Here is a 13,195-nt window from a genome sequence, read left to right on the forward strand (position 1 = left end):
GCGGCGGCCCGCGGCCTCGTCGCTCAGGAAGGCATCAACATCGCCAGGTCATGCCGGGATCCTATCCGCCGAGAGGCGGTCGGGTGGTCCCGGCGGGCACGCGATCGGGGCGGGACCGTGCGGTCCCGCCCCGATTCGTCGCCGCTGTCGGGTCAGCGGCGGAACTTGTCCACGTCGGCCTGCGGAATGACCATGGTGGCCTCGCTGTCCGCGGCCTGCTCGGCCGTCGGCTGGCGTGGCGTGGTCGGCTGGGTGCGCTCGGAGTCCGCGTACGCGGGGATGTGCTGCGTGGCCTCCACGCCCGCCTGCGACGGCACCGGCCCGGTGGCGTCCGCGGCGGCGGCCGACTGGGTGCCCGGGTACGCCGGGACCGGCTGGGTGCGGTCCGCCTCGGCGTCGCGGCTCACCGGCTGGGTCAGCTCGGAATCCGCGTACGGGCCGGTGGCGGCCAGGCGGGCCTCGACGTCACGCCGACCGGCCTGGTAGGCGCGGGCGTGCGTGGCGATGGTGCGCGACTCCTCCTCGGCCCGGGTCAGCCAGTTCTCCCAGCGGCTCTGCATCGGCCGGACCAGCCCGCCGCCGACACCGACGACCAGGATGCCGCCGACGGTGGCGAGCACCGCGATCAGCACCGGGGTGGTGACGGTGGTGGCGACGCCGATCTGGTTGAGCGCGGCGATGACACCGAGGCCCAGGATGAACACCGAGGCGAGGTTCGCCAGCACCCGGCCGTACGAGAGGCCGCCGAGCGCGCTGGAGATGATGTCCTTCACCGCGCGGGCGATGGCCGCGGCGACCACCACGATGACGATGGCGACGAACGCCCGGGGCAGCCAGGCGATCACGCCGGCGATCAGGTCGGAGATGGGGTTCGGGCCCCAGATGCCGAACGCGAGCTGGAGCGTGACCAGCAGAACGCCGTAGTAGGCCAGCTTCGCGACGATGTCGCTGGCGTCGTACTTCGAGCGGGCCAGCGCGGTCTTGATCCCGCCGCGCTCCACGGCCCGGTCGAAGTGGACCCGCTCCAGCACCTTGTCGACGAGCTTCAGCACGGCCTTGGCGATCAGCCAGCCGACGACCAGGATCGCGACGAACGCGACCGCCTTGGGCAGGAACAGCATCACCGAACGGAACGCGTCGCCCACCGCGTCCCCGAAGTTGTCTCTCATCGAAGGGCCTCCACGTGCGTGGTCCAGGTTTGTTCGGGTGGGGCTACCCCGACGCGCGTGCGGGGAAACGCGGTCAGCCTCCGGGGCAGCGGTAGACGACGCGCGTGCCGGCCTGCGCCGTCGTCGGTTCGATGATGTTGACGGTGGCGATGCCGGTGGTCGTCCCGACCCCGGTGAACGTCCACTTGAGGGTGAGGGCCGTGGTGTGCTGCCCGCTGCCGACCCGCTCGGTGAGAACGGCACCGGGTGGCGCGTCGGAGCGGAACCACTGGTACCTGATCGTCCCGCCGCGCCCGTTGGTGCGCACGGTGGCCACCACGTCGACTGTCACGTCGCAGGCGACACCCGCAGGCCGGGGCACCGCGACGGTGACCCCCTCGACCTCCAGCGGGCGCAGCCGCTGCCACAGATAGAGGCCGACAGTCAGCAGCAGCACCACGGTGAGCAGCGTGGACAGCACCGAGACGACGCGACGCCAGACCGGGCGCCGGCGGATCGGAGGCGCGGTGGGCCAGGGCGGCGCGGGCGGCGGCGTCGCCGGCACGCCCGGCCCGAAGCGCAGCTCACCGCCGGGGGCCGGCACGCCACTCGCCGCCCGCGTGTGGCCGCTCCGATCCGGGTACGCCCCGGCGCCCGTCGCCGCCGTCCCTGTGGTGTGACAGTGATGCGGTACGCCGGTGGGCTGCCAGGAGGCGGTGGGCTGCCACGCTGCGGTCGGTTCCGCGCCGGGGCGCTGGGCCGTTTCCGCGCTCGGACGCGGGTAGACGGTGGCCTGCCCCGCCCCGCTGTCCGAAGCGGCCGGAAGATGAACGGTCGCCTCGCCCGCGTCGTCTGCCCGGCCTGGGCGCAGGTGCACAGTCGGTTCGGCATCCGGCGGTGTCGGCGTGGCCGAGGCGGCGAGGTCTGCGGTGCGGTCGTCCCCGCCGGGGATCGCGGCCAGGTGGACCGTGGGTTCGGCGGCGTCCGCCTCGCCGGTGATCGGCAGGGCGCGGGTGGGCAGCGCCTCGGTGGGCTCGTCGGGGCGGGTCACGCCGACCGTCCCCGGGACGGGCTGCGGTGCGGGGCAGCGGGCACTGTCGTACTCCTAGCCGGGGGTGCAGTCGTGGTAGAGCGTCACGTACACCGGTGACGTCGAGGTGGTCGTGTTGCCGGCGGCGTCGGCGGCGGTGACCCGGACGGGGATGCGGGCGCTGCGCTTGGGCGTGGACAGCGGGCCGAGCGTGCCGGTGAACAGCCCACGCCCGGTGGCGGCCATCCGGATCGTGCCGGTGGCGCCATCGACTGTGTAGCCGAAGGTGACTGTGAGCGCGGCCGGGCCGCTGCGGTCGTCGGTGACGGTGGCGGTGACGGTGCTGCTCTTGGCGCCGTAGGGGCAGCCCTTCGGGTCCAGCTCGCCCGGGTCGGCGCTGACGCCGTCCACGACCGGCGCGGTCACGTCCGGTGGCGGCGGGCTGGTGGTGCGTGACGCGCTGGGGGTGGGTGTGCCGGTGCGGGTCGGCGTGCCGGTCGGGTCGGGGGTGGCCGACGGCGCGGGTGGTGGCGGCGCGGCGGACACGGTGGACGGGCCGGGTGTCGGTGACGGGCTGGGCGTCTCGGCGCCGGTCGGGTCCGGTACGGGTGCGCCGGTGGTGACGGGGGCGGCGCTCGCGGAGCCGGTCGGACCCGCGGCGGACGTGTCGTCGTGGGCGGCGTAGCTGTAGCCGGCGCCCCCGGCCAGGACGGCGGCGACCAGGGCGCCCGCCGCCAGGGCGGTACGGGTGCGGCCCTTGCGGAACCGTCCGCCCCGGCCGGTGGTGGTCGTGCCGAGTTCGGTGTGCGCGACGGCGGTGCCGCCCTCGGCCCGCTCCGGGAACGGCCACAGCGCGGCCAGCAGCACTGCCCGCCGGGCCAGCTCGCGCAGCCCGCGTTCCTCCCATTCCGGGCCGTAGCCGGTGCCGGCGACCCGTTCCAGCAGTTCCAAGAACGCCTCGGCGGACGGCGGGCGCTCGTCGGGGCGTTTGGCCATGCCGTGGCGCAGCAGTTCGTGCACCGGCGGGGGTGCCGCCTCGGCGGGGATCGGCGCGCTGGCGTGCTGGTCGCGCAGGGAGAGCAGGTCCGGTCCCTGGTACGGGGGACGGCCGGTGAGGCACTCGAAGAACGTGGCGGTGGCGGCGTAGACGTCGCACGCGGGGCTTGCCGGGGCACCGGTCCACTGCTCGGGGGCCATGTAGCGGGGCGTGCCGGACACCGTGGTGTCGGAGCCCTGGCCGATCGGCATGGCGATGCCGAAGTCGGCGAGCTTGCTCAGCCCGGCACCGGTGACCAGCACGTTCTCCGGTTTGTAGTCGCGGTGCACGACACCGTGGCCGTGCGCGGCGGCCAGGCCGGCGAGTGAGCCCTTGAGGACGCAGAGCGCGGCCTCGGGTGTGGTCGGGCCGTGTTCGCGCAGCATCTGGCGCAGTGAGACACCGTCGACCAGTTCCATCACGATGGCCGCGCCGTGCGGGCTCTCCACGTACTCGTAGAGGCGGCTGACGTGCGGGTCGTCGATCTCGCCGAGGAGCCGGGCCTCGGTGCGGAACGCGCTCCGGAACGCCGAGTCCTCGCCCAGGTCGCGGATCAGGTACTTGATCGCGACGGGGGTGCCGGTCGCGTCGTGGGTGGCGAGCACGACGCTGCCCGACGCGCCGGCGCCGAGCCGGCGGACCGGGGTGTATCCGGACAGTTCCCAGCCGCTCATGCGACAGACTCCACGGCGTCCCACGGGCGGATGTCGGACGCCGCCTCGCTCGTCATTCTCACCGTGGCGCAGCCACGGGCCATCGCCGCAACGGCTGCTTCCGGGCGCCGTCCGGCGCCCGGGCGCTCGGGCGGCACGGCGCGGCACGACAGGTGGTCGGTATCGGACACACCGCCACGACTACCAGACCCCGGCAACCACAGTCAGCTCGTCGATCATGAAGTTGACAGGAACAAAAAGGACAGACATCGCCGCCAACTTCATGATCGGCGGAGAGGTAGCGGGGCGCGGGTCAGCGGCGGCGGGGTGGGGGGATTCCTGCGGGTGGAGGGGTGCGGAGCAGCCAGAGCGGGTTGCTCGCGCCGACGATCTCGCCGTCGCGGTCGCGGACCTGGGTGCGGACGTACGTGCCGGCGCCGACGCGCACCGGCAGGTCGTACCAGCCCTGCCGCAACTGCCGCCAGGGCACCTGATCGACCCGGACCGCCGGTGTCGGGTCCGCGACACCGGCCCGGTCGACCTCACCGGTGACCGTCTCCAGCGTGGCCCCGGCGGGCAGGTCGGTGGCGCGCAGCCGCACCGTGACGGTGTCCTCGGTGAGCACGGCGAGCGCGCCCATCGCGCTGCGGCCGCCCAGTTCCAGGTCCAGCGCGCCCCGGTAGCCGGCCAGGTCGGCGAACCACGCCTGCCCGGCGCGCAGCGCCGCGACCAGGTCGTCCCGGCCGGTCGAGGCCGCCCACACCGACGTGACGTTGCGGTCCCGGCCGGCCCGCCAGTCGGTGCCGTCGTGGTCGTCGGTGACCCCCACGGCGGTGAGCGGGATCGCGTTGCGGGCCGCCACGTCGTACGCCCAGAGGTGGTCCTCGACCGGCCGGCGTCCGATCTCGATCAGGTCGACGCCGAGCGCGTCGCGGCTGACCAGCAGGCGGGCCAGGGACTCGCGCCGCTCCACGTCCAGCGGGTGGTTCCAGCACACCACGCCGCCGTGCGCGTGCAGGAACTCCACCATCCGCTCGGTGGCGTCGACGTCGTTGTCCCGGTACGGCGGGGACGGGAAGCGCGGCAGCGTGCCGTCGCCGCCGAACCAGTTGAGGTGCCGCACCATCGACACCTCGTACGCCCGGTGGTGGGTGACGCCGGGGTACGCGCCGTCGTAGCCGCGCAGCACCTCGGCGCGCATCTCCTCGCCCGCCTGGCCGGCGCGGCGGGCGCGGTCGAAGACGAGCCGGTCCACCAGGTAGGCGCCGCGCCCGCCACCGGCCACCGTCACGCCGAGGCGCAGTCCGCGCAGCGAGTTGTCCCCGGCGACGATGTCGGGCCAGAGCCGCCGTACGTCGGCGAGCAGGCCGAACGTGTGCCGCCGCCACGCGCCGGGCGGGGCGGGCAGCTCGACGGTGCCGTGCCGGCCGTCCACCGTGTGCCGGACCATGTCGACGCCACCGAGGCGGTAGCGCAGCACGAGCTGCCCGGCGGGCCGCCCGGGTCCGGCCGGGTGGTGCGACAGTGCGAGTTCCACGGTGAGCGTGGCGTCCCGGCCGGCGGCTTCGGGGCGTACGTCGAGGTGCAGTGTGGTGTCGGAGATGTTTGAGGTGTGCGTCCAGTTCCACGCCTTGCCCGCGTACCAGTGGGTGCCGGAACCGGCGGCGGTCAGGCGCAGCGCGCGGCCCGGGCCGTCGGGGGCGTCCGGCGCGTCCACGAAGTCGGCGGCCGAGCCGGTCAGCCGTCCCTCGGTGGCGGGCTGCCAGGTCCAGGCCAGGCCGCCCTCGCGTTCCTCCGGGCCGTCGAAGTGGACGACCCGGCGGTGGTCGTGGGCGGCGACCCGGAAGTCGTGGTCGGTCCACCACAGCACGTCGACGCCGTTGCGCCGGGCCTGGTCGAGGTGGGCGGCGTAGCTGGCCACGCCCTCGCTGAACGAGGCGTGCAGGTGCATCGCCATGCTGACCGGCCGCCGGCCGCGCGGCGGGGGCGGCGGCCTGTCGTTCGTGGCGGCCAGCCCGACCGGCACGCCGATCCCGGCGACCACCAGCCCGCCCGCGGCGACGAGCACGCTGCGCCGGTCCAGCCGCCCGCGACCCGCCATGCCACTCCCCCCGTCCGCCCGGGGCCAGCGTACGGGCGGAACCTCAGCGCGGGGGCACCGCCACCCGGGCGGCGAGCGGGCGCCCGGCCAGCCGCCGGATCGTCAGGTACGCCTCGCAGCCGAGGCAGAGCCCGAACGCGGCGTTGAGGAACGCGGCGGCCAGCGCCGCGCCGGTGGCGGCCAGGCCGAGCGCGGGCAGCCCGGCGAACCAGCCGGCCGCGCCGACGACACTGAAGGCCAGGCCGACGACCTGGGCGAAGCGAACCGGCGCGACCGGCTCCAGCTCCGCCGGCGGGTCCAGCCGGGGCGCCACCAGGGCGCGGAACAGCAGGCCGTACGGGCCGACGCGCGGGTTGACGGCGGTGAGCGCGAACACCAGGGCCTGGGCGAGCAGGAGCAGCCCGGAGCCGGTGACGAGGACGATCGCGAGGACGACTGTGGTGAGGACGGCGGCGAAGCGCGGTCCCCGGGGGTCGAGCAGCATGGGATGGGTCCGTTCGTGCGGGGCGGGTCGGTCAGGCGGGATGCGCCGCCGCACAGAGGCTCGTGGCGAGCCGGCCGTGGTCCACCACCCGGCGGCGGGTCAGCCGTACGCCGGTCATCGCGCCGCCCCGGCCGTGAGCGCGGCGATCAGGTCGTCGCGGTCGGGCACGCCGGCGGCCCGGCGCACCACGCGACCGGCGGCGTCCACCACCAGCACCGTCGGGGTACGCCACACGTCCAGTTCCCGGGCCGCGTCGAGGTGTTCGTCCACGCCCACCTCCCGCACCGCGACCCCGTCGAGGCGGGCGGCGACCTCGGCGAGCACCCGGCGGGCGGCCCGGCAGGGCGCGCAGACCGGTGCGGAGAACTGCACCAGCGTGACCTCGCCGGGGCGTACCCCGAGGGCGGTGAGGGTGGCGAGGTGCGGCGCGTCGGCGGCCGATGGGCGCTTCCGGACGGCGCGCAGCCGCCCGTCGTGGCGGCGGCGCCACCAGCCGAACGCGGTGGCGGCCGCGAGCACCGCGACGAGCACGAGGATCCCGGTCGGGCTGGGCGACTGCACCGGCCCAGGCTGCCACGGCGGGTCGCGGAAGACGATGGTCCGTCCCGGTCAGCGGACGTGAGATCGCCTACTCCGGCGGTAGGAGCAACCGGCTCACCGGCCGGCGAACGTCGCTTTTGTCCTCTGGCGCGCCGCGCGAGCTTGGCAATATTCTCCACCACGCGCGCAGTCGTTGCAGTTCCTTTACATCGCCCGGCGCCGGCCGGGCCATCGAGGAGGCGAGATGCACTTCGACCACCCCGAGCTGGACCGCCGTACGCTGCTGCGGGCCGGCCTCGGCGCCGCAGCGGTCGCGGTCGTCGGCAGTGAGCTCGCCCGGCCGGCCGCCGCGCAGGCCGCGCCGGGCGCGGACCTCGACTGGATCATCAGCTGTGACGAGTGGGCCGCCCGCCCGCCGGCCGACCCGCTGTCGGTGAGCGCGATCCCGACCAACAAGATCATCGTGCACCACATGGCGTTCCCGAACGTCACGGACTACTCCGAGGAGCACGCCAAGCAGCTCGCCCGCGACTGCCAGGACCTGCACATGGACGGCAACGGCTGGTCCGACACCGGGCAGCACTTCACGGTGAGCCGCGGCGGTCACGTCCTGGAGGGACGCCACGGCAGCCTGGACCGGCTGCGGGCCGGCGACCGGCAGATGATCGCCGCGCACTGCCCGGGCGAGAACGGGCGGGCCATCGGCATCGAGAACGAGGGCACCTACGTCACCGAGACGCCGCCGGAGGAGCTGCTCGACTCCCTCGCCCGGCTGTGCACCGCGATCTGCCGGCAGTACGGGCTGCACGCGCACGACATCTTCGGTCACTGGGACTTCCGCGCCACGCTCTGCCCCGGCGCGATGTTCTACCGGGAGTTCCCGGCGCTGCGCCGCGCGGTCTTCCAGAAGCTGGGCACGAAGCTGGGCGACGTGCCGGCCCGTCGCTGGCCGGACATCTGGCGTTTCGTCGGCGGCCCGGTGGTCCAGGTCGCGCAGTACCTGCTCACGTTCCGCGGCTACGCCGTGCCGGTGAACGGCGTGTTCGACGCGGCCACGGTCGCCGCGGTGCAGGACTGGCAGGCGCGCAACGGCATCCCGGTCGACGTCGACGCCACGCTCACGGCGCCGACCTGGGAGACCCTGGCCCCGGAGCTGGACCAGAAGTCGTCGGGCGTCCCGGTGGTGGCCGCGCAGTCCATGCTCGCCTCCAAGGGCTACGCCGAGGTCACCCCGACCGGCGAGTACGACCACGCGACCCGCACGGCGGTGAAGGACCTCCAGCGCCTGCACGGACTACCGCCCAACGGCAAGATCAGCACCACTACCTGGTGCGCGCTGGTGGGGGGTGTGGTGCGCCAGTCGTTCCACAAGCACTGACGGCGCACCGGCGGGGAGAGCGGTGGGGGTGGCAACGGCGCCACCCCCACCGCGTCGTTGCGGGACGGATCGCGGCGAAACGTCGGCATTGACGACTGGTGAACGACGGCTATCCCGGACGGCTGTGGTGCGCCGATCATTGCCCGCAGATAGATATGAGTCATTCTCACCTCCGGGCAGAACGCCCGGGCACGGAGGCCGAGACGCCGTCAGCCGGGCGTACCGAACGGCCCTACTCCGCGTCCCCGGAGGATCGCCATGCCATTACCCGCCATCCGTGCCCGCCTCGCGGCGCTCACCGCCGCCGCCCTCACCGCGAGCGTCCTGACGGTCATCCCGCCGTCACCGGCGCTCGCCGCCACCACGTTCACCCCCGACGACTACTGCCTCGGTCAGTGCGCCGACATCCTGCCCCCCGGGCAGAACGGCAACGCCACGCTGGCCGGCATCCTGGCCCACCAGGCGCTCGGCACCCGCCCCGCGCACTCAAGCGACCAGCTCGACGAGTACGCCAACCTGGTCTACAACTACGCCGGGTTGACCGACGAGCAGATCGCCCACTTCTACAACGACGCCTCGTTCGGCGTCCCCGATGCGCAGGTCGAGAGCAGGATCTCGCCGCGTTCGGACGTCACCATCGTGCGGGACAAGGCCACCGGCGTCCCGCACGTCACCGGCACCACCCGCTCCGGCACCATGTTCGGCGCCGGGTACGCCGGAGCCCAGGACCGGCTCTGGGTGATGGACCTGCTGCGGCACGTCGGCCGCGGCAACGTCAGCTCGTTCGCCGGCGGCGCGCCGGGCAACCGCGAGCTGGAGCAGAGCGTCTGGGCCAACTCGCCCTACACCGAGGCGGACCTCCAGGCCCAGGTGGACGCGCTGCGCCTCAAGGGCACCCGGGGCCAGCAGCTCTACACCGACGTCGTCGACTACATCGCCGGCATCAACGCCTACATCGACAAGTCGATCGCCGACGACAACTACCCCGGCGAGTACGTGCTCACCGGCGCCGGGAAGCCGAAGCACTTCACCATGACCGACCTGATCGCCACCGCCGGTGTCATCGGCGGGCTGTTCGGCGGGGGCGGCGGCAGCGAGGTGCAGTCCGCGCTGGTGCGGGTGGCCGCCCGGGCCAAGTACGGCCCGACCGAGGGCGACCGGGTCTGGGCGGCGTTCCGCTCCCAGAACGACCCGGAGACCGTGCTGACGCTGCACGACGGGCAGAGCTTCCCGTACGGCGCGACACCGCCCGGTGCCACCAGCGCGGTGCTGCCCGACGCCGGCACCGTGGTCGCCGAGCCGCTCGCGTACGACGCCACCGGCGGGGCCGCCGCCCGCACCGGCACCAGCGCCGCCACCAAGGACCTGGTCGGCGGCCTGTCCAACCTGCGGGCGCACGGCATGTCCAACGCCGTGGTGGTCTCCGGCCGGCACACCACCACCGGCAACCCGGTGGCCGTGTTCGGCCCGCAGACCGGCTACTTCGCTCCGCAGCTGCTCATGCTCCAGGAACTCCAGGGGCCGGGGATCAGCGCCCGCGGCGCGGCGTTCGCCGGGCTGAACCTCTACGTGCTGCTCGGCCGCGGCCAGGACTACGCGTGGAGCGCCACCTCCGCCTCGCAGGACCTGACCGACACGTACGCGGTGCCGCTGTGCACCACCGACGGCAGCGCGCCGACGCTGCGCTCCAACCGCTACCTCTTCCGCGGCCAGTGCGTCGCGATGGAGGTGCTGGAGAAGCGCAACTCCTGGTCTCCGACGCTCGCCGACTCCACCCCGGCCGGCGCGTACACGCTGCGCGCGCTGCGCACCAAGTACGGACTGGTGTCCTACCGGGGCCTGGTGAACGGGCAGCCCACCGCGTTCACCAAGCTGCGCTCCACCTACCGGCACGAGGCCGACTCGGCGATCGGCTTCCAGGCGTACAACGACCCGGCGGCGATGGGCAGCGCGGCGGCGTTCCAGGCGTCCGCGGCCAGCGTCGGGTACGCGTTCAACTGGTTCTACGTCAACTCGACCGAGGCGGCGTACTACAACTCCGGCTCGAACCCGGTGCGCTCCTCCACCTCCGACCCGAACCTGCCGATGAAGGCGGAGCCGGCGTACGAGTGGGCCGGCTGGAACCCGGACACCAACGACGCCACGTACGCCCCGGCGTCGGCCCACCCGCAGTCGGTCAACCAGGACTACTACGTCAGCTGGAACAACAAGCAGGCGCGTGACTTCGGCGCGGCCGACGGCAACTTCAGCTACGGCGCGGTGCACCGGGGTCAGCTGCTCGACGGTCCGGTGAAGGCGGCCATCGCCCAGCGCAAGGTAGGCCGCGCCGACATCGTGCGGATCACCGCCGAGGCGGCGGTGACCGACCTGCGCGGCCAGCAGGTGCTCGGCGAACTGCTACGGGTGCTCGACAGCACGCCGGTCACCGACCCGACACTGGCCGCCGCGGTGACAAAGCTGCGGGCCTGGCAGCAGGCCGGGTCGCGGCGGGTGGAGACGTCACCCGGGTCGAAGGTCTACCAGCACGCCGAGGCGATCCGGATCTTCGACGCCTGGTGGCCGCTGCTCGCCGCGGCGCAGTTCCGCCCCGGCCTCGGCCCCGACCTGTACGGCGCGCTCGTCGGCGCCCTCCAGGTCAACGAGGCGCCCTCGGGCGGCCAGAACGGCGCCCGCGACGGCACCGTGAGCTGGGCGGCGCAGGGCCAGGCGCACAAGGGCTCGGCGTTCCAGTACGGCTGGTGGGGTTACGTCGACAAGGACCTGCGGGCCGTGCTCGGCGACCCGGTGGCCGGCGGCCTCGGGCGCACGTACTGCGGCAACGGCAACCTGGGCGCGTGCCGGCAGGCGCTGCTCGACACGCTCGGCCAGGCCGCGGCGGCGCCGGCGACCACCGTCTACCCGGGCGACTCGTCGTGCGGTGCCGGCGACCAGTGGTGCGCCGACTCGATCGCCCAGTCCGGGCTCGGCGGCATCACCCACCCGCTGATCGCCTGGCAGAACCGGCCCACATACCAGCAGGTCGTCTCGTTCCCGGCGCGCCGGGGCGACGCGGTGACCAACCTGGCGCAGGGCCGTACCGCCACCGCGTCCAGCACGCAGTTCCTGACCAGCAACACCCCGGCGAAGGCGGTCGACGGCAGCCTCGGCACCCGGTGGGCCAGCAGCTACAACGACAACCAGTGGCTGCGGGTGGACCTCGGCTCGGCCCGGACGATCAGCCGGGCGGTGCTGCGGTGGGAGGCCGCGTACGCCACCGGCTACCGGATCGAGGTCTCCGCCGACGGCAACTCCTGGCAGCCGGTGTTCAGCACCACCACCGGCAACGGCGGCGTCGACAACGTGACGTTCGCCCCGGTCAGCGCACGATACGTGCGGATGTACGGCGTCACCCGGGCCACCTCGTACGGCTTCTCGCTCTACGAGTTCGAGGTCTACGGACGGTGAGGCGCACGCGACCGGCCGGCGGGTGCTCCCGTCGGCCGGTCGCGTGTATCCAGGCAGGTCAGCCGCGCTCATTCGAACATGTGTGCGAGTATGGCGGGGTGTCGAGCGAGGCCACCATCCTGCACGCCGACCTGGACGCGTTCTACGCCTCGGTCGAGCAGCGCGACGACCCCCGGCTGCGCGGCCGGCCGGTGATCGTCGGCGGCGGCGTGGTGCTCGCGTGCAGCTACGAGGCCAAGGCCCGGGGCGTGCGCAGCGCGATGGGCGGCCGGCAGGCGCGGCGGCTCTGCCCGGACGCCGTCGTGGTGCCGCCCCGGATGGCCGCGTACACGGCCGCCAGCCGGGCGGTGTTCGAGATCTTCCGGCACACCACCCCGCTCGTCGAAGGGCTCAGCATCGACGAGGCGTTCCTCGACGTGGGTGGGCTGCGGCGGCTCGCCGGAACGCCGGCCGCCGTCGCGGCCACGCTGCGGGAGCGGGTACGCCGAGAGGTCGGCCTGCCGATCACCGTCGGCGTGGCCCGGACGAAGTTCCTGGCGAAGGTCGCAAGCGGCGTGGCGAAGCCGGACGGGCTGCTGGTCGTGGAGCCGGACCGGGAACTGGCGTTCCTGCACCCGCTGCCTGTCGAACGGCTGTGGGGCGTCGGCCCGGTCACCGCCGCGCGGCTGCGCGACCGCGGCATCCGTACCGTCGGGCAGGTGGCCCGGCTGGACGAGCCGGCGCTGGTGTCGCTGCTCGGCGCGGGCGCCGGCCGGCACCTGCACGCGCTGGCCCACAACCGCGACCCACGGGCGGTTCAGGTGGGCCGCCGCCGCTCCTCGATGGGCGCGCAGCACGCGCTGGGACGCGGCCCGCACTCCCCCGCCGACCTGGACGCGGTGCTGGCCGGGCTGGTCGACCGGGTCACCGGCCGGATGCGCGCCGCCCGCCGCACCGGCCGCACGGTGACGCTGCGGCTGCGCTTCGCCGACTACACCCGCGCCACCCGGTCGCACACGCTCGACGAGCCGACCGCGCAGACCGGGCCGCTGCGGGCCGCCGCCCGTGACCTGCTGCGCGCCGCGCTGCCGCAGATCGCGGAGCGGGGCGTCACGCTGCTCGGCGTCTCGGTGGGCAACCTCGGTGCCGGGCACACGCAGCTCACCCTGCCGTTCACCGCCGAACCCGGCCCGGCGCTGGACGCCGCCGTCGACGCGGTGCGGGACCGCTTCGGCTCGCGGGCGCTGACCCGCGGGGTGCTGCTCGGCCGCGACCCGGGCGTCGAGATGCCCCGGCTGCCGGACTGACCGTCCGGCCTCCTCCCCGGGTAGGAGACGCCCTCCGACCCGTGGCCGCGAACGCGGCCTGCGGGCGGGCGCGATCGGCCCGGTCCGTCACGAGC

The 13,195-nt window shown here is 74.3% G+C and carries 9 protein-coding genes; 3 read left to right on the forward strand and 6 right to left on the reverse strand.

Translation table 11 applies throughout. The features are described 5' to 3' along the window. Positions 1-152: 152 nt before the first annotated feature. From O7546_RS15080 to O7546_RS15105, 6 genes are all read right to left on the reverse strand, one after another. Positions 153-1,169: a hypothetical protein gene (locus O7546_RS15080; RefSeq protein WP_194799411.1), complete on the reverse strand. Its 1,017-nt coding sequence runs from the start codon at positions 1,167-1,169 to the stop codon at positions 153-155. Between the two features lie 73 nt (positions 1,170-1,242). Further along, positions 1,243-2,199 (reverse strand): hypothetical protein, encoded by a 957-nt coding sequence (locus O7546_RS15085; RefSeq protein WP_281601116.1) that lies wholly within the window; start codon positions 2,197-2,199, stop codon positions 1,243-1,245. Positions 2,200-2,253: 54 nt separating this feature from the next. Then, positions 2,254-3,888, reverse strand: a complete 1,635-nt coding sequence (locus tag O7546_RS15090) for a serine/threonine-protein kinase (protein ID WP_269697044.1) — start codon at positions 3,886-3,888, stop codon at positions 2,254-2,256. A 292-nt stretch (positions 3,889-4,180) separates the two neighbouring features. Beyond that, positions 4,181-5,968 (reverse strand): hypothetical protein, encoded by a 1,788-nt coding sequence (locus O7546_RS15095; RefSeq protein ID WP_281601117.1) that lies wholly within the window; start codon positions 5,966-5,968, stop codon positions 4,181-4,183. A 43-nt stretch (positions 5,969-6,011) separates the two neighbouring features. Continuing rightward, entirely contained in the window at positions 6,012-6,452 is a 441-nt protein-coding gene (locus O7546_RS15100) for a DUF4395 domain-containing protein (RefSeq protein WP_194799407.1), read from the reverse strand. Positions 6,453-6,566: 114 nt separating this feature from the next. After that, positions 6,567-7,013: a thioredoxin family protein gene (locus O7546_RS15105; RefSeq protein WP_269697047.1), complete on the reverse strand. Its 447-nt coding sequence runs from the start codon at positions 7,011-7,013 to the stop codon at positions 6,567-6,569. A 223-nt stretch (positions 7,014-7,236) separates the two neighbouring features. Here O7546_RS15105 and O7546_RS15110 point away from each other — a divergent pair, with 223 nt between their 5' ends. From O7546_RS15110 to dinB, 3 genes are all read left to right on the forward strand, one after another. Beyond that, complete coding sequence (locus O7546_RS15110) at positions 7,237-8,370, forward strand: N-acetylmuramoyl-L-alanine amidase (protein WP_194799406.1); 1,134 nt, start codon at positions 7,237-7,239, stop codon at positions 8,368-8,370. A gap of 258 nt (positions 8,371-8,628) precedes the next feature. After that, on the forward strand, positions 8,629-11,814 hold the full coding sequence (locus tag O7546_RS15115; RefSeq protein ID WP_194799405.1) for a penicillin acylase family protein: 3,186 nt from the start codon (positions 8,629-8,631) through the stop codon (positions 11,812-11,814). A 98-nt stretch (positions 11,815-11,912) separates the two neighbouring features. Next, the gene (gene dinB / locus O7546_RS15120) at positions 11,913-13,100 is read left to right on the forward strand and encodes a DNA polymerase IV (RefSeq protein ID WP_194799404.1); all 1,188 of its coding nucleotides are present in this window, start codon (positions 11,913-11,915) and stop codon (positions 13,098-13,100) included. Positions 13,101-13,195 lie beyond the last annotated feature (95 nt).

The sequence above is a fragment of the Micromonospora sp. WMMA1976 genome (assembly GCF_027497335.1).
Taxonomy (GTDB): domain Bacteria; phylum Actinomycetota; class Actinomycetes; order Mycobacteriales; family Micromonosporaceae; genus Micromonospora; species Micromonospora aurantiaca.

What these genes read in the sequence shown, in the direction of transcription:
- O7546_RS15080 (WP_194799411.1), bottom strand. Translation starts at nt 1,169, where the DNA reads ATGAGAGACAACTTCGGGGACGCGGTGGGCGACGCGTTCCGTTCGGTG.
- O7546_RS15090 (WP_269697044.1), bottom strand. Translation starts at nt 3,888, where the DNA reads ATGAGCGGCTGGGAACTGTCCGGATACACCCCGGTCCGCCGGCTCGGC.
- O7546_RS15095 (WP_281601117.1), bottom strand. Translation starts at nt 5,968, where the DNA reads ATGGCGGGTCGCGGGCGGCTGGACCGGCGCAGCGTGCTCGTCGCCGCG.
- O7546_RS15100 (WP_194799407.1), bottom strand. Translation starts at nt 6,452, where the DNA reads ATGCTGCTCGACCCCCGGGGACCGCGCTTCGCCGCCGTCCTCACCACA.
- O7546_RS15110 (WP_194799406.1), top strand. Translation starts at nt 7,237, where the DNA reads ATGCACTTCGACCACCCCGAGCTGGACCGCCGTACGCTGCTGCGGGCC.
- O7546_RS15115 (WP_194799405.1), top strand. Translation starts at nt 8,629, where the DNA reads ATGCCATTACCCGCCATCCGTGCCCGCCTCGCGGCGCTCACCGCCGCC.